The 20,036-nt window shown below is 74.8% G+C and carries 10 protein-coding genes and 1 pseudogene; 5 read left to right on the forward strand and 6 right to left on the reverse strand.

Annotation, left to right across the window (positions count from 1 at the left end; genetic code table 11):
• Positions 1 to 489: 489 nt before the first annotated feature.
• Positions 490 to 1,674 (reverse strand): annotated as a pseudogene (locus ACFCLZ_RS25225) (helix-turn-helix domain-containing protein); the annotation flags it as partial.
• Between the two features lie 1,704 nt (positions 1,675 to 3,378).
• On the reverse strand, positions 3,379 to 4,212 hold the full coding sequence (locus tag ACFCLZ_RS25230; RefSeq protein ID WP_380279500.1) for an HAD family hydrolase: 834 nt from the start codon (positions 4,210 to 4,212) through the stop codon (positions 3,379 to 3,381).
• A gap of 734 nt (positions 4,213 to 4,946) precedes the next feature.
• Here ACFCLZ_RS25230 and ACFCLZ_RS25235 point away from each other — a divergent pair.
• The 3 genes from ACFCLZ_RS25235 (at position 4,947) to ACFCLZ_RS25245 (ending at position 8,208) form a co-directional block, all read left to right on the forward strand.
• Positions 4,947 to 5,435, forward strand: coding sequence for a universal stress protein (locus ACFCLZ_RS25235; protein ID WP_380286278.1), 489 nt, complete (start codon positions 4,947 to 4,949; stop codon positions 5,433 to 5,435).
• A gap of 132 nt (positions 5,436 to 5,567) precedes the next feature.
• Complete coding sequence (locus tag ACFCLZ_RS25240; protein ID WP_380279502.1) at positions 5,568 to 7,415, forward strand: hypothetical protein; 1,848 nt, start codon at positions 5,568 to 5,570, stop codon at positions 7,413 to 7,415.
• 22 nt (positions 7,416 to 7,437) lie between these two features.
• The gene (locus tag ACFCLZ_RS25245) at positions 7,438 to 8,208 is read left to right on the forward strand and encodes a hypothetical protein (RefSeq protein WP_380279504.1); all 771 of its coding nucleotides are present in this window, start codon (positions 7,438 to 7,440) and stop codon (positions 8,206 to 8,208) included.
• Positions 8,209 to 8,301: 93 nt separating this feature from the next.
• Here the strand turns inward: ACFCLZ_RS25245 and ACFCLZ_RS25250 are convergent, their stop codons facing one another.
• The 4 genes from ACFCLZ_RS25250 to ACFCLZ_RS25265 all read right to left on the reverse strand — a co-directional run bounded on the left by ACFCLZ_RS25250 (position 8,302) and on the right by ACFCLZ_RS25265 (position 14,728).
• Positions 8,302 to 9,489, reverse strand: coding sequence for an acyl-CoA dehydrogenase family protein (locus ACFCLZ_RS25250; RefSeq protein WP_380279506.1), 1,188 nt, complete (start codon positions 9,487 to 9,489; stop codon positions 8,302 to 8,304).
• A gap of 138 nt (positions 9,490 to 9,627) precedes the next feature.
• On the reverse strand, positions 9,628 to 10,647 hold the full coding sequence (locus ACFCLZ_RS25255) for a hydroxymethylglutaryl-CoA lyase (protein ID WP_380279508.1): 1,020 nt from the start codon (positions 10,645 to 10,647) through the stop codon (positions 9,628 to 9,630).
• Positions 10,644 to 12,926 carry a biotin carboxylase N-terminal domain-containing protein gene (locus tag ACFCLZ_RS25260; protein WP_380279510.1) on the reverse strand — a complete coding sequence of 761 codons (2,283 nt, stop codon included), beginning with the start codon at positions 12,924 to 12,926 and terminating at the stop codon, positions 10,644 to 10,646. The genes ACFCLZ_RS25255 and ACFCLZ_RS25260 overlap by 4 nt, the downstream gene beginning before the upstream one ends.
• A gap of 113 nt (positions 12,927 to 13,039) precedes the next feature.
• Complete coding sequence (locus ACFCLZ_RS25265) at positions 13,040 to 14,728, reverse strand: carboxyl transferase domain-containing protein (RefSeq protein WP_380279512.1); 1,689 nt, start codon at positions 14,726 to 14,728, stop codon at positions 13,040 to 13,042.
• Positions 14,729 to 14,862: 134 nt separating this feature from the next.
• On the opposite strand from ACFCLZ_RS25265, the gene ACFCLZ_RS25270 reads away from it, so the two are divergent.
• Both ACFCLZ_RS25270 and ACFCLZ_RS25275 read left to right on the forward strand, forming a co-directional pair.
• Entirely contained in the window at positions 14,863 to 15,525 is a 663-nt protein-coding gene (locus ACFCLZ_RS25270) for a TetR/AcrR family transcriptional regulator (RefSeq protein ID WP_380279514.1), read from the forward strand.
• Between the two features lie 538 nt (positions 15,526 to 16,063).
• On the forward strand, positions 16,064 to 19,948 hold the full coding sequence (locus ACFCLZ_RS25275; RefSeq protein ID WP_380286279.1) for an ABC transporter ATP-binding protein: 3,885 nt from the start codon (positions 16,064 to 16,066) through the stop codon (positions 19,946 to 19,948).
• The last annotated feature ends 88 nt before the right edge of the window (positions 19,949 to 20,036 follow it).

Here is a 20,036-nt window from a genome sequence, read left to right on the forward strand (position 1 = left end):
GGGCACCGATGGAGCCGAGCGCGGCGCCGGGGCGCGGCCCTCGGAGCCGTGCTCGTCCTGGGCGTGGCCGTCCGCCTCCCGGGCCTCCCGGCCGGGATGGCCGACGGGGTGCGCCGGGCGGACGTCCCGCCCGGACCGCGCCTCACGGGCCTCCCGGGCCTCCGCCGCGGTGCCCCGTGCGGCCTGCGGACGGAGCTGGCCCGCCCGGGCCTGCCGGGCCCGGACCTCCGACGCCCCGTCCTGCGGCCGGTCGGCCGCGCTCCGGTGCCCCTGGCCCTGCCCGCGTGCCCCCGGCTGCGGGATCCCGTCCTCGGCGGCCGCGTGCTCCGCCGTCCTGGACGGGCGGCCCGCGCCGGGCCCGGGCTGCGCCGGGACCATCGACGGACGCGCCGGACCGCGACCGGCCCCCGGCTGCCCGGGGTGCGCCTGGTGCCCGGCCGCCTGGTGCGGGTACGGTTGCCCGGCCCGCGCGTGGACGCCCGGTCCGGACGGCTGCCCGTGCTGGCCCGGGTACGCCGCACCCGGCCCGCCCGGGTATCCCGCGGCGGCCAGCCCGTGCCCGCCGTGCTGACCCGGGAGCGACCCGCCCGCCGAGCCGGCCGCGGCCGACGACGCGACCGCCCCGGCCGTCCGCAGGTCGCCGCCCGCCGGCGAGGCCGGCGCCGGAGCGGCCGCCCCGGGCCGCCGGGCCCGGTAGCTCGTCCGGTACGCGGCCGGCGAGACCCCGAGCTGGCGCCGGAAGTGCCCGCGCAGCGCCACCGGCGACCGGAAGCCGCAGCGGCGGGCGACGTCGTCCACCGACAGCTCCGAGGTCTCCAGCAGCCGCTGCGCCTGCAGCACCCGCTGGGTGATCAGCCACTGCAGCGGGGCGCTGCCGGTGAGCGTGCGGAACCTCCGGTCGAAGGTCCGCCGGCTCATGTAGGCGCGGGCCGCCAGCACCTCGACGTCGAACTGCTGGTTGAGGTTCTCCAGCGCCCAGGTCACGACCTCGGCGAGCGGGTCGTTGCCGATCTCCTCCGGTAAAGACTGATCGATGTACTGGGCCTGTCCTCCGCCGCCGCGTCGGCTCGGCACCACCAGTCGGCGGGCGAGCGCGTTGGCCGCCTCGGCGCCGTGGTCGCTGCGGACCACGTGCAGGCACAGGTCGATGCCGGCGGCGGTACCGGCCGAGGTGAGCACGTCGCCGTCGTCGACGAACAGCTCGCGCGGGTCGACGTGCACCCGCGGGTAGCGCTTGGCCAGGGTGGGCGCGTACATCCAGTGCGTGGTCGCCGGGCGGCCGTCCAGCAGGCCGGCGGCGGCGAGGACGAACGCGCCGGTGCACAGACCGATGATCCGCGCGCCCTCGTGGTGCGCCTTGCGCAGCGCGGTGATCGCCTCGACCGGTGGCGGCTGCGAGATCGAGCGCCACGCCGGGACGACGATGGTGCCGGCCCGGGCCAGTGCCTCCAGCCCGTACGGGGCGGAGAGGGTGAGGCCGCCGGTGGTGGCGAGCGGGCCGTCCTCGCCGGCGCAGACCAGCAGGCGGTAGCGCGGCACCCCGGCGTCCTGGCGGTCGACGCCGAAGACGGAGAGCGGGATCGAGCTCTCGAAGATCGGTCCGCCGCCGAAGATCAGGACGGCGACGGTCTCGCGGCGGCGGCGGCCGGAGAGCTTGCGGGGTGCGGCGGCCATCACGGTCGCCGAGGCGCCGTTGAAGCCGGCGGAACCGCCGTGGCCGCCGGAACCGTGGGCCGCCGGGCCGTGGCCGCCGATGCCGTGCCCGACGGCGCCGAGGCCGAGCGGTCCGGCGGGGAGCCCGCCGACGGCCGCGGGGCCCGACAGTCCGGGGAGGGCCGGTCCGAGGCCGGTGCCGGGAGCCCCCGGCGCGAAGGCCGCGTAGCCGTTCTCGGGTCCGGCATGGCCGCCGGGGTGTCCGCCGGAATGGCCGGTAACCGACGCCCCGACCCGCCCGTCCGAGCCGTTTCCGTACCCGCCGGAGTGGCTGACGGGCGGTCGGCTGACGTGGCGTCCGCTGTGTTCAGGGGGCGCCGGGAAGGACGGGGAACCCGTGGCCTGCGGGGCGCCCGGACCGCCTGTGACACCCGGTGCGGACGGGGTGCCCGGGACGGACGGGGCCGCAGGGGAATAGGAGGAGTAGGAGGCGGTGCCGGAGTGACGGGTGTTGGCGGTGGAGGCCTGGGAGCCGGCGCTTCTCGCGGAACGACCCGCGATACCGGCCACGGCCTGGCCGCTGTCAGGACCCGCGTCGCTCCTGCTCACCCTGCTCAAGGCGCTCAAGCCCCCTCGGTGGTGTGGTGTGGTGGTGCGGCACTGCTGGCCAAGATCGAATCTATCGGGTGGACCGTTGCCGTTGTGACAAGTTCACCATCCGACGCTATGTCGACATGGCAATTTGGCGTGATGCATTCGATCACGAAGCGTGGCACCCGTCGACCCTTCTGGGAAGAGGGTCGGGGCAACGGTGGCTGGTTGTCGCGGGGCGGGTCCTGGGGCGTCCGGCTCCGATGCGCCCGGCCGGTGCGCCTGGGCTGCGGATATGCCCAAGGGCGGGGGAGCCGCGCGAGATTGACTGAAAATAGGCGGTGCACAAGAGGGCGCACGGCCACCCGGCGTGCGCCTCCCAGGCTTCATCCGGCCAGTGCCGGGGCTGGGGGCCGGTGACCGGCCGCACCGCCGGCCACCGGCGCAGATCCCCGGCCGGCTCTTACCGGCCAAGGGCGATGTCGAGGTACGGCGGCCCGGCAGGTTCGGGCGGCGGGGTGTCGCGCCACGGCGCTCACGCGGTGTGCGAACTGGGCACAGGGGTGCCGGAACTGACGACGCCGATCACGGCGAAAGGGTTGCGCGGCGTACGGTCCGGATCCGGATCCTTCGCCGCGGGCGCGCTCCCACGGCCGTTGCGCTGGTGACACGCTGACGGAAGGTGAGCCGTACGGGCGCCCGCGCCGGCCTCGCGTCGGTCTCGTGGTGCTGGAGGGCCGGGCAGGGCGGGGACGGACCGTCGTGACTGTTGGGACTGCCGTGACCACTGGGCCTGGCGGGGTGGTCCGAGGGGCGGGCGCGTGCCGCATGCACCGTGTCCGCGCCCGCACGGCCGCTGCGCGACGCTCGTCCGTGCCGGGAGCGCCACCGTGGGTTCCATCGGGACGGAGCGGGCGGCGGCATCCTCGGCAAACCCGCCGGACCGGTTTCGGACAGCCGGTCCGGTCCCGGAGGCCGGTGAAGCACTTCCCGTGGCGAGCACGGCTGAAGGCGCGCATCCACCGCCAGCGGCGGACGTACGGCACGGCGTGCCGTCGCGCGCGCTGCTCTGCGCCGTTCCTCTCCGTTCCGCCCCCGGTCCGGCCTGCGCCCCGCTCGCAGCCGGCCCGCCGATCACCCCGGGGCGGCTGCCGTCCGGACCGCGGCGAGCCCGCGCTCGCGGGGGCGCGGAACGCCCGCGCCACCCGTCGCCCCCGCCAGGCGCGCGACCGCAACGCCGCCGCAGGCGGCACGGCGCGGCGCATCCGCGCCTCGAGCGAAGGACTCCGGGCAGGCCGCCGGAATGCCACGGGCGGCCAGCACCTGGCCGACCGCCTCCGGCAGGCCGGCTGCCTTGAGCGTCGGCCGGTAGGCCGGCTCGGCCCACGGACGGCCGTGGTGCAGCCAGACGCTCCGCAGCCCGGCCAGCTCCGCGCCGGCGATGTCCGCCGGGGCGTGGTCGCCGATCATCCAGGTCTGCGCGGCCCAGTCCCCGGTCGGCGCGAAGCCGCACCGCTGCGCCGCGATCTCGAAGATCAGCGGGTCCGGCTTGAGGCAGTCGGCCTCCTCGGAGATCACCCAGCCGTCGACCATCGGCCCGAGCCCGGTCCGCCGGATCTTCTCCAGCTGCGGCCCGGTGCTGCCGTTGCTGACGATGCCGAGCGTCCACCCGGCGGCGCGCGCCGCCCGCAGCGCGTCGATGTTGCGGGCCGGGCAGTGGATGTAGGAGTTGATGCCGTGCCGGTAGTGGGTGAAGAGTCGGTCGAGCGACTCGTCGAGGCCGTAGCGGCGTCGGGCGGCGGACAGTACGGTGCTGCGCGGTACGTAGCCGCCGCCGTCGATGGTGACGAGCCAGTCGACGTCTGCGGGCGGCAGCGCCCGCTCGGTCAGAAAATCCTGAGCCCAGGCCCGGAATGCGGCGTCCCTGGGGAGCAGCGTGTTGTCGAGGTCGAGCAGGAGCAGGGGCATGTCGAGCATGGTGCCAGCGGCCGCGCCTATGCACCTGGCAAATGCCAGACGGCGTCCCGAACCCGTGCCCCTTGGCTGAAACGGGTGCCGGGGCGGCGGCGCACCCCGCGCCGGCCCACCTCCTGCCCGTCGGCCTCGCCGCCCGCCCCCACCAGCCGCTTCACTGCCCGGTGACGGTCCGCAACGGATCGTCATCGATCCATGACAGTCCGGTCACGGTGTCCCGGGATCCTGTTGCGTCGCCCGGTCCGCTCAGTCAAGCTCCAGGGAACCTCCTTCGGCGGAGGGGCGCCTCCGCACCCGGTCGAGGGGCGCACCGCCGTCGGCGCGCGCATCCCTCGTTCGCGGGAAGAGTGCGTCCTCGGGGCCGCGCGGCTGGGCTGCGTGTCCGGCCCGTCGTACTCTGAAAGGAACAGGTCACAAACGGTGGTGCTCGGCGCAGACCGACGACTTCCCGTGGGCGGGCCTGCCGCCCGGGCAGCGTTGTCCTCTCCTGTCGGCCCATCTCCTTCGAAGAGCCTTGTGCCATGGCTGGTTCTGAGCCCTCCCGACCGGTGGAGCCGGGCGAGGACGCCCGGGGCGGTGGCTTCACCCGCCCCCTTCGCCACCTTGCGCGCCGGGGCCGCCCCGGCTCAGGCTCCCGCCAGCGGCGGGACGACCGGCGCTCCGATGTCCCGGAGCCCCCGGTGACGGGCCGGCCGGGACCGGGCGCCGAGCGCCCGAGCGCCCCCGGCCTGCCCGGCGCGAGCGGGGCGGCCGGCGAACCGGCGCTCCGTGAGGCGCCCGCCCAAGCCTGCGACCCGGCCTTCCAGCACGGCGTGGTGGTGGGCTTCGACGGCTCGCTGTCCAGCGAACGCGCCCTCGCCTACGCGGTGGGCATGGCCCGTCGCTCCCAGTGCGGCCTGGTGATCGTGCACGTGGCCAACCGCCTGCCCGCCACCGTCTGGGCGGGCTGCGAACCACCGGTCTTCGTCGACCTCCCCGACCACCGGACGGAGGTGCTCGGCCTGGAACTCGCCTGCGCGGACTTCCTCGCCGGGGTGCCCTGGATCCTGGTCGAGCGGGGCGGCGACATCTCCCACGAGATCGAGGAGGTCGGCCGCGAGTTCGCCGCCGACGCGATCGTGGTCGGCACGACGCGCGGCCTGCTCGGCAAGATGTTCGGCTCGGTCTCCGGCCGCCTCGCCCGCCGGGCCAACCGCCCGGTGATCGTGATTCCCTGACGGTCGATCCGGTTCACCGGCCCCGTCCCGGTGGCCGGGACGGGGCGGGCGGTGTGGGCTGTTCGAGCTATCCACGCCGACGGCGCGCGGTGCCGCCCGCTCCGCCGTGTGGGTGCGGCAAAGAATGACAAGGTGATCGATGGGTCAACCTCGCCACCGAGTCGTTCCCCGGACTGTTCCCCACGCCGTCTTCCCGGCCGCCCCTTCCGTCGTGCCGTCGCGCTCCTCGCCCTCCTCCTCGTCCCGGCCCCGGCCGGGCTGGCCGACGCTCCCCGGGCCTCGGCGCTCCACCCGGCGGGCGGCGAGGCCCGGGGAGCGGTCCGGCTGGAGGTCCGCACCAACGGCGCGACCGGTGTCGATGTCCGGGTCCGCGCCGACGAACAGCTGCTCCGCGTCTATCGGTTGACGAACCAGGCCGAGTACCCGCTCACCGTCACGACCGTCACGGACGCCCAGGTCTCCGGAGCGGCGGTGGTCTGCGGGAACCTGCAACCGTTCACGCTCCCGCCGCTGGGCGTGGTCGAGTGCTCGGCCACCCTGCCGGCCCGGAGCGGACGGCAGCGGACCGAGGTCCGGGCCGAGGCCACCGCCCCGAAGGGCATGCCGAAGGCCGTCGCGACCGCGGAGGCCGGCTATCAGGGGCTGGTCGCCGGGATCACCCTCACTCGGGTCGGTGTCCCCACGGGCACCGGCGTGGTGGTCCGCGCCGACCGGACCGCGCGCCGAGAGCTGATCTCCGCTCAGGCTCCGGCTGTCGGAGCTCCTTTCCTCGATGAGTCGATGTTCGCCGGTCGCCGTTCGCTGCCGATGGTGGTCGGCGGCGACATCCGGCTCCGGTACCGGGTGGACGCCGTCGGCGACTCGCCGATCAGTGCGGTCAGCGTGGTCGACCACCTCCCGGGGGTGGGGCCGGTCAGCTGCACCGGACAGTCCGCCGGCGGACTGCTGGAACTCGGCCGCCCTCTGGACTGCACCGCCTCCGGGGAGGCCGTGCCCGGTCGGCACACCGCCGTGGCCAGGGCCGAGGGCCTGGCGGTGGACGGCGCGGTCGGCCAGGACGGCCGTCCACTGGCCCCCCTGCCGGTCGCCGCCGAGGCCCCCGGTGACTACGAGGGCGAGGCCCCCGTCCCCGCGCCGCCCGGCGGGGCCGCCAACCCCGCCGGCCCGCCGCCGGGCACCGCCCCGGGCGCGGCGGCCAACGCCGCCGGTGCCAACGCGCCACCACCCGGCCCGGCGGCCGCAGCACCTCCCGGTGCCGCCGCCAACCCGGCAGCCGCTGCCGCCGCCGGGCCGGCTGCCCCGGTACCAGGCACGGCTGCTGCCGCTGCCGCTGCGGCCGCAGCGGCAGGCTCCGCAGTGCCGTACCGCCCGGGCACCAGCATCTTCGGGCTTCCCGCAAGCCCGTTCCAGGCAGTGGCTGCCGCCGGAGCCGCCGCAGCTGCCGGCGGGGCAGGAGCAGGGGCGGGAGCTGCCGGTGCCGTTGGAGCGGCCGCCGGGGCTGGAGGCGCTGGTGCCGCCGGGGCCGCAGCTGCGGCCGGAGCGGCCGGAGGTGCCGCTGGAGCAGCGGCCGGGGCAGCCGGGGCAGCCGCAGCCGGTGGAGCCGCCGGTGGCGCGGGGGCCGGCGGGGCGGCTGCCGGAGCCGCCGGGGCCGCCGGGGCCGGAGCAGCCGGAGCCGGTGCGGCGGCGCAGGGAGCCGCGGCGGGTGGCGCTTCGGGCGGTGCGGGTGCCGGTTCCGGCTCTGCGGGGTCGGGTCAGCCCGGTCAGCCAGGTCAGTCCGGTAGCCCGAACCCGCGGGGGAACGCGGCCTCGGCCGCTCAGATCCCGGACGACACGCCGTTCGACTGGGACGACGACTGGGGCGCCGACGAGGTGCTGATGCTGTTGTTGTCGATCGTGCTTCCCGTCCTTGTCGTGCTGGCCGCCGCCCTGTCGGTGCGGCAGCGTCGGAACGATGGTCCTGGAGGTGGCGGTGGCGAGTGAACGTCGGGGGAGTGGTCGGTAGATGTGGGTCAATGTCGTGGCGGCACTGGCCGGCGCAGCGCTCGCTCTGGCCATCGGTGCACTGGTCGGCCGGTCCCGAGGCTCCCGCGAGGGTGCGACCAACCCGTCCGCGATCGGCTTCGCGGGCGCGGCGGTGCTCGGCTTCTTCGCGCTCTTCACCGGCTTCGCCATCGCCGGCTCGTGGCAGCAGCTCAACACCGCCCGCCAGCACACCTACGAGGAGTCCCGGGCGCTCACCGAGGTGTACTGGTCGGCACGACTGTTGCCGGGCCCGGACCGCCCGGTGGTGCAGCAACGCGTGCGCGCGTACACGCATCAGGTGATCACGGACGAGTGGGAGCAGATGGGCGATGGACACGGCAGCGCCGAGGCCTGGGCGGCGGCCGACCGGATCCGGACCTCGGTGGACGCGGTGCGCAGCCAGAACGTGTCCGAACTCGCCGCCAAGGCAGATGTGTTGAGGAGTCTCACGGACGTTTACGCGCGGCGGAACGCCCGGCTGGCCGATATCCGTGCGCAGGTGCCGGCCCTGGCGCTGGGAGGTCTGGTGGTGGGGTCGGTGTTCGTGCTGGCGACGCCGCCGGTGGTCGGACTGACCGCCACCGGGCGCAACCTGGTGCTGATGGGGTTCGTGGGGGCCTCGGTCGCGTTCGCGGTCAGCCTGGTGTTCCAGCTCAGCGGCCCGTTCGACGGCGCCGTCAAGGTCGCGCCGACGGCGTTCGAACTCGCGCTGGCCCGGTACGACCAGATCGACTCGGGCAGCCCGGTGTGATTCCTTCCTTCTTGTGATCTCGCGACCGTCCCGGCCTGCCGGTTCGCCGAGCCGGACGGGTCGGCGAACCGGCGGGTGCGGCCTACGGCAACCTCAGGAGACACCGAGCTCTCGCGCGATGAGCATCCGCTGGACCTCCGAGGTGCCTTCGCCGATTTCCAGGATCTTGCAGTCCCGCCAGAAGCGGGCGACGGGGAATTCGTTCATGAAGCCGTACCCGCCGTGGATCTGGGTCGCCTCGCGGGCGTTGTCGACGGCGGCCTCCGACGAGTACAGCTTGGCGATCGCGGCCTCCTTCTTGAACGGTTCCGAGTGCAGCAGCCGGGACGCGGCGTCCCGCCAGGCGAGGCGGGCGGTGTGGGCGCGCATCTCCATGTCGGCGAGCTTGAACTGGATGGCCTGGTTGGCGCCGATCGGCCGGCCGAAGGCGCGGCGCGTACCGGCGTACGAGACGGACTGGTCGACGCAACCCTGGGCCAGGCCGGTGGCCAGGGCGGCGATCGCGATGCGGCCCTCGTCGAGGATCCGCAGGAACTGGGCGTAGCCGCGACCTCGCTCGCCCAGGAGGTTGGCCGCGGGGACGCGGCAGTCGGTAAAGGACAGTTCGCGGGTGTCGGATGCGTTCCATCCGACCTTCGAGTACTTCTTCGACACCTGGAACCCGGGGGTCCCGGTGGGCACGATGATGGAGGAGATTTCCCGCCGTGGCGAGGAGAATTCGCCCTCTTCACTCGAACGAGCGATCGGTTCGGTGAGGGCGGTGACGGTGACCAGACCGGTGATGTCGGTGCCGGAGTTGGTGATGAAGCACTTGGTGCCGTTGATCACCCACTCGTCGGTGGCCTCGTCGTAGCGCGCGGTGGTCCGGGTCGCTCCGGCGTCCGAGCCGCCCTCGGGCTCGGTCAGCCCGAACGCGCCGAGCAGCTCGCCCGAGGTCAGCCGGGGCAGCCACTCGCGCTTCTGCTCCTCCGTGCCGAAGCGGTAGATCGGCATCGCGCCGAGCGAGACCGCCGCCTCCAGGGTGATCGCGACCGAGGAGTCGACCCGGGCCAGCTCCTCCAGCGCCAGGCAGAGCGCGAAGTAGTCGCCGCCCATGCCGCCGTACTCCTCCGGGAACGGCAGGCCGAACAGGCCCATCCGCCCCATCTCCCGCACGATCTCGTAGGGGAACTCGCCCTGCTCGTAGTACTCGCCGATCTTCGGCGCCACCACGTCCTGGGCGAATTCGGCCACGGTGCGCCGCAGTTCCTCGTGCTCGGTGTTCAACCGGTGGTCGAGCATGGTGATCCTCCTGGGGCCCCGCCGGGTGGGCGCGGGCGTGGTCGGGACGACCGCCGCCGGTGCTGGTGTGACGGGCGGGCGGTGTGATGAGCAGACGGATGTGCGGGGCGGGCCGTCGCACGGGACGGTCGGTGCGGGTCAGTCCGGTGATCCGGTGGGCGTGCTGCCGAGCAGGGCCTGGACCGTGCGGGAGGGGCTCGGCCGGCCGAGCCGGCGCGCCATCCAGCCACTGGTGGCGACGAGGGCGCGCAGGTCGACGCCGGTCCGGACGCCGAGTCCGTGCAGCATCCACACCAGGTCCTCGGTGGCGAGGTTGCCGGTGGCGCTTTTGGCGTAGGGGCAGCCGCCCAGCCCGCCGGCCGAGGCGTCCACGGTGGTGACCCCGGAGCGCAGCGCCGCCAGCGTGTTGCTGAGGGCCTGGCCGTAGGTGTCGTGGAAGTGCACGGCGAGCCGGCCCGTCGGCACCCCCGCCGCGGCGAACCCGTCGAGCAGGGCGGTGACCTGGCCGGGGGTGGCCACGCCGATGGTGTCGCCGAGGCTCAGCTCGGCGCAGCCCATCTCCAGCAGCCGCACCCCGAAGCGGACCACCTGGGCGACCGGGACCGGGCCCTCCCAGGGGTCGCCGAAGCACATCGAGAGGTAGCCGCGGACCGGGACCCCGGCCGCCGCGGCCCGCTCCACCACAGGGCGGAACATCGCCATCGCCTCGTCCGCCGAGCGGTTGAGGTTGCGCCGGGCGAAGGTCTCGGTGGCGCTGGCGAACACCGCGACGTCGGTGGCGTGGTGGGCGAGCGCGCGGTCCAGGCCGCGCTCGTTGGGCACCAGCACCGGCAGGCGCAGGCCCGGGTGGCGCTCCGGCAGGCCGGTGAGTCGGGGCATCAGCTCCTCGGCGTCGGCGAGCTGGGGTACCCATTTCGGGTGAACGAAGCTGGTGGCCTCGACGGTGCGCAGGCCCGCTGCCGCGAGCCGGCCGATGAACTCGGCCTTGACCTCGACGGGGACGAGCGTGCCCTCGTTCTGCAGCCCGTCGCGCGGGCCGACCTCGTGGATCCGCACCTCCTCGGGCAGGCCGGGGGCGCGGACCGGGTCCGGCAGGCCCAGATCGAGGGCGTCGGGTTCACGGGCGGGGGCGGCGCCTCTCGGCGCGGCGGCGGTCACGACCGCACCGCCGCGGTGGCCTCGGCGGGGGCGTCCGCGGTGGTCTCGGCGGGGGTCACCACGACCAGCAGTTCCTCCATCGCCACGGTGGCGCCGGCGGTGGCCCGCAGCTCGCTCACCGTGCCGTCGTGCGGGGCGGCGATCACGTGTTCCATCTTCATGGCCTCCAGGACGAGCAGCGGCTGGCCCTTGCGGACCGCCTCCCCGGCCGTGGTCTTCACGACCGTGACGGTGCCCGGCATCGGCGCGGTCAGGCCGCCGTGGTGGGCGCCGCCGGCGGCGGTGCTCGCGCCGACCGCGTCGTGGGTGTGCACCGGCCAGGCGTCGCCGTCGATTCCGAGCCAGGTCACCGGGCCGGCGGTGGGTGCGACGGGGCCGTCGGCGGCGAGCGCGAAGCTGGTCCGCAGGCCGTCGACGGTCAGGTGGAGTCGGTCCTCGGTGCGGCCCGCCCGGGCCCGGTGGACCGGTCCGGCGTCGAGCCGGATCTCGACCTCCAGGGCGCTGTCGGACGGATTGTCAGTGGCGTCCGTTACGTTGCCCGCAGTGATCGATCGGACGCGCACCGACACCGGATCCTGGCCGGGGGTACGGAGTCGGTGGGTGGTCCAGGCCGGGTCGCCGCCCAGGCGCCAGCCGGAGGGAAGGGAGAACGGGTCGGTCCAGCCGTCGGCGTCGGCGGCTGGCGCGAGGTCCAGGTGCCGCGCCAGCGCGGCCGCGTAGTAGAGGAGGTGGGCGGGCGCCGGTGGCTCCGGCGGCAGGGCGTCGGAGGGTTCGGCGGGCGGCGTGGTGCCGGCGGCCGGGGAGTACGGCGAGGCGAGCAGCCCGGGCTGCTGCTGCGCCGTCTGCTCGACCAGGCCGGTGTCGAGCCGGCCGGCGGCGACCTCCGGGTGGGCGAGCAGCCGTCGCAGGAAGCCGGTGTTGGTGGTGACGCCGAGGATCCGGGTGTCGGCCAGCGCGGCGCGCAGGCGCCGCAGCGCGGTCGGACGGTCGGGGCCGTAGGCGATGACCTTGGCGAGCATGGGGTCGTAGGAGCTGGTGATCACGGTCCCGGGGGCGACTCCGGAGTCCACCCGGACGCCTTCGCCCCGAGGTTCGTCGAGGAGCAGGATGCGTCCGCCGGTGGGCAGGAAGTCCCGTTCCGGGTCCTCGGCGCAGATCCGGGCCTCGATGGCGTGGCCCTGGAAGGAGATGTCGGACTGGGTGAAGGAGAGGGGCTCGTCGGCGGCGGTCCGCAGCTGCCACTCGACCAGGTCCAGCCGCCGGGGCCGGTCGGCGGCGGGTCCGGTGGCGGGGCCGGCGGTGTCGGCCACGGCGACGGCGACGGCGAGCTCGGTGACGGGGTGTTCCACCTGGAGACGGGTGTTCATCTCCATGAAGAAGAAGTCCCGCACGCCCTCGTCGGTGGCGGGGGAGTCCGGGTCGATGCCGGGGACGATGAACTCCACGGTGCCGGCGCCGGTGTAGCCGCAGGACTCGGCGGCGCGGACGGCCGCGGCGCCCATCGCCGCCCGGGTCTCGGCGTTGAGCAGGACGGAGGGAGCCTCTTCGATCAGCTTCTGGTGGCGGCGCTGCAGGCTGCACTCGCGCTCGCCGAGGTGGACGGTGGTGCCGTGGGCGTCGGCCAGCACCTGGACCTCGATGTGGCGCGGCCGGTCGATCCAGCGTTCCAGCAGCAGGGTGTCGTCGCCGAAGGCGGTGCGGGCGACGCGCCGGGCCGCGGCGATCTCGGTCGGCAGGTCGGCCGGGTCGCGGACCAGGCGCATGCCCTTGCCGCCGCCGCCGGCGGACGGCTTGAGCAGCACGGGGTAGCCGATCTCCTCGGCGGCCGCGACGAGTTCCTCGTCGCTGGGCGCGGTGGCCCGGCTGCCCGGAACCACCGGCACGCCGGCGGCCCGCACGGCCTCCTTGGCGTTGATCTTGTCACCCATCAGCTCGACCGCGGCGGGAGGAGGTCCGATGAAGACGAGGCCGGCGTCGGCGCAGGCGCGGGCGAAGGAGGCGTTCTCGGCGAGGAAGCCGTAGCCGGGGTGGACGGCCTGGGCGCCGGTCCGGCGGGCGGCGGCGAGGATCTGGTCGGTCCGCAGGTAGGTCTCGGCGGCGGAGCTGTCGCTGCGGTCGGCCGGGCCGAGCCGGACCGCGACGTCGGCCTCGCGGACGTGCGGAGCGTCGGCGTCGGCGTCGCTGAACACGGCGACCGAGCGCACGCCGAGCCGCCGCAGGGTGCGGATCACCCGGACGGCGATCTCGCCGCGGTTGGCGACCAGAACTGTGTCGAACATGGGAGGCGTTCCTCCGGGTCGAGGGGAGCCGTACGAAGGAGGTGGTGGCACCGGGTGGGTGCCGGGCACCGGGGAGCCGGCGGAGCGGGTGGGCCGCCGCCCGGAGAGGAGCGCTACATGCGGAAGACGCCGAACGGGCCGGGCGCCGGGAGCGGGGCGTTGGCGCAGGCGGTGAGCGCCAGGCCGAGCACGGTCCGGGTGTCCGCCGGGTCGATCACCCCGTCGTCCCAGAGCCGGGCGGTGGCGTAGTAGGCGTTGCCCTGGCGCTCGTACTGCTCGCGCACGGGGCGCTTGAACTCCTCCTCCGCCTCGGCGGGCCACTGCTCGCCGTGCGCCTCCAGCTGGTCACGGCGGACGGTGGCCAGCACCGAGGCGGCCTGCTCGCCGCCCATCACGGAGATCTTGGCGTTCGGCCACATCCACAGGAAGCGGGGTGAGTAGGCCCGGCCGCACATCGAGTAGTTACCGGCTCCGTACGAGCCGCCGATCACCACCGTCAGCTTCGGGACGCGGGTGCAGGCGACGGCGTTGACCATCTTGGCGCCGTGCTTGGCGATGCCGCCCGCCTCGTACTGCCGGCCGACCATGAACCCGGTGATGTTCTGCAGGAAGAGGAGGGGGATGCCCCGCTGATCGCACAGCTCGATGAAGTGGGCGCCCTTGAGGGCGGACTCGGCGAACAGCACGCCGTTGTTGGCGACGATGCCGACGGGGTGGCCGTGGATCCGGGCGAACCCGGTCACCAGGGTCGCGCCGTACTCGGCCTTGAACTCGGCGAACCGGCTGCCGTCGACCAGCCGGGCGATCACCTCGCGCACGTCGTAGGGCGTGCGCGGGTCGACCGGGACGGCCCCGTAGAGGCCGGCCGGGTCGACGGCCGGCGGCTCGGCCGGGGTGAGCGGCCACGGGCGGGCCGGGCGCGGGCCGAGCCCGGCGACGATGGTGCGGACGATCGACAGGGCGTGGGCGTCGTCCTCGGCCAGGTGGTCCGTGACGCCGGAGGTCCGTGAGTGCAGGTCGCCGCCGCCGAGCTCCTCGGCCGTGACCACCTCGCCGGTCGCCGCCTTCACCAGCGGCGGTCCGCCGAGGAAGATGGTGCCCTGGTTGCGGACGATGACGGCCTGGTCGCTCATCGCCGGGACGTACGCGCCGCCGGCCGTGCAGGAGCCGAGCACGGCGGCGATCTGCGGGATGCCCGCGGCCGAGAGGCGTGCCTGGTTGTAGAAGATCCGGCCGAAGTGGTCGCGGTCCGGGAAGACCTCGTCCTGCATCGGGAGGAAGGCGCCGCCGGAGTCGACCAGGTAGATGCAGGGGAGCCGGTTCTCCAGCGCGACCTCCTGGGCGCGCAGGTGCTTCTTGACCGTCATCGGGTAGTAGGTGCCGCCCTTGACGGTGGCGTCGTTGGCGACCACGACCACCTCGCGCCCGGCGACCCGGCCGATGCCGGCGATCACCCCGGCGGCCGGGGCGGCGCCCTCGTACATCCCGTCGGCCGCCAGCGGGGCCAGCTCGAGGAAGGGGGAGGCCGGGTCGAGCAGGGTGTCCACCCGGTCGCGGGGGAGCAGCTTGCCGCGCGCGGTGTGGCGGGCACGGGCCTTGGCGCCGCCGCCGAGCGAGGCCGCACCGAGCTTCTCGCGCAGTTCGGCGACCAGGGCCCGGTGGGCGGCGGTGTTCGTCCGGTACGCCTCGGAACCGGGGTCGACGGCCGTGCCGAGCCGGGGTGCCGGTGCGGCGGCGCCCGGGGTGCCGGCCGCCGCGCTGCCGTTGATGCCGGTGGGTGCGCCGGCGGTGGAGATGACCATTCCAAGAGCTCCCTTGCCCTCGGCGGCAGGTGGGCCGACGGGGCTGGTGAGCCCGCGACCCCCACACGTTAATGAACGTTAACTTCCGTCGCCCAGGTTAACGACCGATAACCCCACTGTCTACGATGGGCCGCATGCCGAATGTCCCGCCCGCCTCCGGGCTCCCGCGCCGCGACCAGATCCGCAAGGAGGCCGCCCGGTTGTTCGCGGCCCGGGGCTTCCTGGGCGTCGGCGTGGACGAGATCGGCAAGGCCGTCGGGATCAGCGGCCCCGGGCTCTACCGGCACTTCGCCGGCAAGGACGCGATGCTCGCCGACCTGCTCGTCGGCATCAGCGAGCGGCTGCTGGAGGAGGGGCGCCGCCGGGCGGGCGGCAGCGAGGGGCCGGCCGCCGCGCTGGACGCGCTGGTCGGCGGCCACGTCGACTTCGCGCTCGACGACCGCGACCTGATCACCCTGCACGACCGTGAGCTGCTCAACCTCCGCGAGGAGGACCGCCGGACCGTCCGCCGTCTCCAGCGCGCCTACGTGGAACTCTGGGTCGACGTGGTCCGCCAGGCCTACCCGCCGCTCGCGGCCCCGTCCGCCGAGCCGGTCGCCCGGGCGTCCGTGCACGCCGTCTTCGGGCTGATCAACTCCACCCCGCACAGTCACGGGCCCAGCCCCGCCCAGGGCGACGAGCGGGCCGGTCTCCCGCGCGACGCGATGGCCGCACTGCTGCACAACCTGGCGCACGGGGCCTTCTCGGCGGCCGCCGATGCCGCCGGGGCGGAGGCCCGCGCCGCCGCGCGGGCCTGAGCGCCCGCATCCCGCCGGGCCGGTTGCGCCGTCCGGGGGACGACGTCCGCAGGGCGTCCGAAGGTCGACCGACCGGCCGGCCGGGGGCCGATTCCCTGCCGGTCCGGGTCGGCGTCGGCTCGGCCCGGCGGCCTAGGACCAAGGAAGGTCGGCGCCCTGCGCCGGTGGGCGGTGGGCGGTTCCCGGTCCGTCGGCGACCCTGGTAGGGAGCGCGCCGGTCCGGTCCGCCGGGAATCACCGCAGGTTGCGGGCTGTTGCCCCTCCCGTCGGGCCGGGATCCCCGGCTCGCCCTGGCCTGAAAATCCATGGCGGCCACCCGACGGAATGGTTAGCATCCCTAAATATGCCTGAGACTCACGGATCTACGGTGGAGCTTTCCCCGAGCGGCACCCGAACCGACACCCCGGGCGGGTCCGGGAACGGGCACGCCCGACCGGGCCCGGGCCCGGACCCCACGACCACCGCCGGCACCGGCCCCGGCCCCGAAGCTGAAGGCGGTGAAGGCGGCGGTACCGACGGCCAGGGCTGGCTCCGGCGGCTGCTCGGCTACTGCTGGCGCTCCCGACGCAGCGTGCTGCTCGCCTTCGGCGCCTCGCTGCTCGGCATGGCCGTCACCGCCCTGGTGCCCCTGGTCACCAAGGTGATCATCGACGACGTCATCAGCGCGCACACCCGCCCGCTCGCCCCGTGGGCCGTGGTCCTGCTGCTGGCCGCCGCCGTGGTGTTCGGCTGCACCCAGGTCCGCCGCTACTACGGCGGGCAGCTCGCCGTCGACGTCCAGCACGACCTGCGCGCCGACCTCTTCCGTTCGCTCGGCAGACTCGACGGCCACCGCCAGGACCGCCTGGACACCGGCCAGGTGGTCGGCCGCGCGACCTCCGACCTCCAACTGGTCAACGGGCTGCTCTCGATGCTGCCCATGATGACCGGCTACCTGATCATGTTCGCCATGTCGCTGGGCGTCATGGTCTGGCTCTCGCCGCCGCTCACCCTGGTCGCCCTGGTGATGGCCCCGGCGCTCTGGTGGGTCTCGACGCTCAGCCGCAAACGGCTCTTCCCCGCCACCTGGGCGGCCCAGCAGGAGGCCGCGGCCGTCGCCGGCGTGGTCGACGAGGCGATCGGCGGCGTCCGGGTGGTCAAGGGCTTCGGCCAGGAGGCCCAGGAACTGGACAAGCTGGAGGCGGCCTCGCGCCGGCTCTTCGCGGCCCGGCTCCGCTCGATCCGGCTCAACAGCCGCTACAACCCCGCCATGCAGGCCATCCCGGCGCTCGCCCAGGTGGCGGTGCTCGCCTTCGGCGGTTGGCTGGCGGTCGACGGCCAGGTCTCGCTCGGCACCTTCGTCGCCTTCTCCACCTACGTGGCGCAGATGACCGGCCCGGTCCGGATGTTGACCATGGTCATCACGGTCGGCCAGCAGGCCCGGGCCGGCGTCGAGCGCGTGCTCCAGCTGATCGACGAGCGCCCGCTGGTCCAGGAGCGTCCGGACGCCGTCACGCTCGACCTCACCCTCGCCCCCGCACCGGCCCCCGCCCCGGAGTCGGCCATCGCTTCCGACGCCCTGGCCTCCGCGGCGAACGGGACCGCGCCGGTTGGTCCGCGCGTGGTCGGCCCGCTCACCACCGAGGTGGCGCTGGAGTTCGACCGGGTCGGCTTCCGTTACGACCCCGAGCACCCCTCGCCCGTCCTGCACGGCCTCAGCCTCCGTCTCGCCCCCGGCGAGACCCTGGCCCTGGTCGGCGCGTCCGGCTCGGGCAAGTCCACGGTCGCGCAACTGGTGCCGCGGTTCTACGACCCGGCGTCCGGCGCCGTCCGCCTCTACGGCCACGACCTGCGCGACCTGACCCTCGACTCGGTCCGGGCGGCCGTCGGCACCGTGCCCGAGGAGAGCTTCCTCTTCTCCGAGACGGTCCGCACCAACATCGCCTACGGGCGCCCGGACGCCACCGACGAGCAGATCGTCGCCGCCGCCCGCGCCGCCCAGGCCGACGAGTTCGTGCGGGCCCTGCCCGAGGGCTACGAGACCAAGGTCGGCGAACAGGGCCTCACCCTCTCCGGCGGCCAGCGCCAGCGCATAGCCCTGGCCCGGGCGATCCTCACCGACCCCCGCATCCTGCTCCTGGACGACGCCACCTCGGCGGTCGACCCGCAGATCGAGGCGGAGATCCACGACGCGCTGCGCTCGGTCATGGCCGGCCGCACCACGCTGCTGATCGCCCACCGCCGCTCCACCCTCCAGCTGGCCGACCGGATCGCCGTCCTCGACCACGGCCGTCTGCTGGACCTCGGCACGCACGAGGAACTCGAAGCCCGATGTCCCCGGTACCGGGCCCTGATCACCGACCCCGAGGCCGGCCGCGCCCCCGGCGCCCGCGCCGCGTCGGCCCCGGCGGACCCCTCGCACCAGACCGGCCAGACCGACCAGGCGGACCAGACGGAGCAGGCCGCCCAGGCGGCCCCGGCGGCCGCAGCGGACACGAAGGACCCCGCCGCCGCGCCGCCCACCCGCCCCGCGATGCCCACCCCGGCCCTGGCCAAGGCGGCCCGCACCGCCGCACCCGACCTGCTCGCCAAGGTCACCGCCCTCCCGCCGGCCGCCGACATTCCGGCGATCCCCCGCGCCGAGGCCGAGCGGGGCGACCCCGACTTCAGCCTCCGCCGCCTGCTGCGCCCCTTCCGCGCACCGCTCGCCCTGGCCCTGCTGCTGGTCTCCCTGGACGCGGGCGCCGGCCTGGTCCTGCCGATCCTGATCCGGCACGGCATCGACGACGGCGTCAGCAAGGGCGTCATGACCGGTGTCGCCGTCGCCTCGCTCGCCGCCCTGGCGGTCGTCCTGCTCGACTGGCTGGTGCAGAGCGCCGAGAACCGGGTCAGCGGCCGCACCGGCGAACGGGTGCTCTACTCGCTCCGGCTCAAGATCTTCGCCCACCTCAACCGGCTCGGCCTCGACTACTACGAGCGCGAGCTGTCCGGCCGGATCATGACCCGGATGACCACCGACCTGGACTCGCTCACCTCGTTCCTGCAGACCGGCGTGGTCACGGCCGTCGTCAGCCTGCTGACCTTCCTCGGCATCCTCGCCGCACTGCTGGTGATCGACGCCGGGCTCGCCCTGGCGGTCTTCGCGGTGCTGCCGCTGCTGGTGGTGGCCACCCTGGTGTTCCGCCGGAAGTCCAAGGCCCAGTACGAGATCTCCCGGGACCTCATCAGCACGGTCAACGCCGACCTGCAGGAGAACGTGGCCGGCATGCGGATCGTCCAGGCCTTCCGCCGGCTGGACACCAACACGGACCGCTTCGTCGCCCGCGGCATCGCCTACCGGGACGCCCGGGTCCGGGCCCAGCTCTACATCTCGCTGTACTTCCCGTTCGTGCAGTTCCTCTCCAGCGTGGCCGGCGCGCTGGTGCTGATCGTCGGCGCGTCCCGGGTGGACGCCGGGACGCTCACCGTCGGCGCGCTGGTCGCGTACCTGCTCTACATCGACCTGTTCTTCGCCCCGGTCAACCAGCTCTCCCAGGTGTTCGACGGCTACCAGCAGGCGGCGGTGGGCCTGGGCCGGACCCGTGACCTGCTGCGCACCCCGACCAGTACCGCGCAGGCCGCCGACCCGGTGCCCGTCCCGGCCGGACTGCGCGGCGAGATCGAGTTCGACCGCGTCGGCTTCGCCTACAACGGCGGCGCGGACGGCGCCCCGGACGTCCTCACCGACGTCAGCCTGCGGATCCCCGCCGGGCAGACGGTGGCGCTGGTCGGCGAGACGGGGGCGGGCAAGTCGACCCTGGTCAAGCTGGTCGCCCGGTTCTACGACGCGACCGCCGGCACCGTGCGGGTCGACGGCGTGGACCTGACCCGCTACGACCTCGCGCAGTACCGGCACCGGCTCGGCGTGGTGCCGCAGGAGGCCTACCTGTTCGCCGGGACGGTGCGCGAGGCGATCGCGTACGGCCGGCCCGACGCCTCACCGGCCGAGGTGGAGGCGGCGGCCCGGGCGGTCGGCGCGCACGACATGATCGTCCGGCTCTCCGGCGGCTACGAGCACGAGGTCGCGGGCCGGGGCCGGAACCTCTCGGCCGGCCAGCGCCAGCTGATCGCGCTGGCCCGGGCCGAGCTGGTCGATCCGGACATCCTGCTGCTGGACGAGGCCACCGCGGCGCTCGACCTGGCCACCGAGGCGGCGGTCAACCACGCCGCGGACCGGCTCAGCGGCGGCCGGACCACCCTGGTCATCGCCCACCGGCTGACCACCGCCGAGCGCGCCGACCGGGTCGTGGTCCTGGACCACGGCCGGGTGGTCGAGGACGGCACGCACAGCGAACTGCTCGCCCGGGGCGGGGCGTACAGCCGGCTCTGGCAGGCGTTCGTGGCGGACGGTCACGGCCGGAGCGGCGACGCTCCCGTACCGGCCTCCGACATGATCGTCGGATAGCCGCACCGAACGGTGGACGGGGCGTCGGGCGTCGGGCGTCGGAACCGGCGCCCGACGCCCCGTCACCGTGCCGCGCCCACGCCGATCC

Origin of the sequence: Kitasatospora purpeofusca (genome assembly GCF_042691725.1) — a bacterium.
GTDB classification, from domain to species: Bacteria; Actinomycetota; Actinomycetes; order Streptomycetales; family Streptomycetaceae; genus Kitasatospora; species Kitasatospora purpeofusca_B.